Raw genomic sequence first — 880 nt, forward strand, 5'->3', positions numbered from 1 at the left:
AAATCCATCCCAGACTCAAATGGTTATTACTACCTAATCTGGGCTTATCGCAAGTTATTACGTCTTTCATCGCCTCTGACTGCCAAGGCATCCACCGTGTACGCTTAGTCACTTAACCATACAACCCCAAAGGGTCTTGCTTAACGCAATACGTTTGCTACAACGTAGTATGACGTTTCCAAGGTGCGTTATCTCTTTATTATGAGCGAGATAACATTCGATTTTGCCGGACTCAAATTTGAATAACATCAGGCAATGATGCTATTCCCAAGAACACTTGAATGTGTGTTGGTACCTAAATCTTAAAGACTTAGGATTTGAGAACTTTTAAATTTGAACAATAATGAAATCACATTATTGTTCGTCAGCTTTCCAAATTGTTAAAGAGCATAATCACTAAAAAGTAACCATTTTTAAAGACACTTATTCCCTAAAAGGAAATGTACTTAAAGATGGTATCCCGTAGGGGAGTCGAACCCCTGTTACCGCCGTGAAAGGGCGGTGTCCTAGGCCTCTAGACGAACGGGACATAGGCATCTCTTAAACTTTCTAAACCATATCAATCTGTGTGGACACTCATCGTGAATAATCATCGTATAAGGAGGTGATCCAGCCCCAGGTTCCCCTAGGGCTACCTTGTTACGACTTCACCCCAGTCATGAACCACAAAGTGGTGAGCGTCCTCCTCGAAAGGTTAAACTACCCACTTCTTTTGCAGCCCACTCCCATGGTGTGACGGGCGGTGTGTACAAGGCCCGGGAACGTATTCACCGTGACATTCTGATTCACGATTACTAGCGATTCCGACTTCATGGAGTCGAGTTGCAGACTCCAATCCGGACTACGACGCACTTTTTGGGATTCGCTCACCATCGCTGGT

The 880-nt window shown here is 44.1% G+C and carries 1 tRNA gene and 2 rRNA genes; all 3 read right to left on the reverse strand.

What is annotated here, in order from left to right:
* Positions 1-118 (reverse strand): 23S ribosomal RNA (locus A9260_RS14265); the annotation flags it as partial.
* A gap of 335 nt (positions 119-453) precedes the next feature.
* Positions 454-529 (reverse strand) — tRNA-Glu (locus A9260_RS14270).
* A 68-nt stretch (positions 530-597) separates the two neighbouring features.
* Positions 598-880: ribosomal RNA gene (locus A9260_RS14275) — 16S ribosomal RNA — on the reverse strand; the annotation flags it as partial.

Origin of the sequence: Vibrio sp. UCD-FRSSP16_30, assembly GCF_001676025.1 — a bacterium.
Lineage (GTDB): Bacteria > Pseudomonadota > Gammaproteobacteria > Enterobacterales > Vibrionaceae > Vibrio.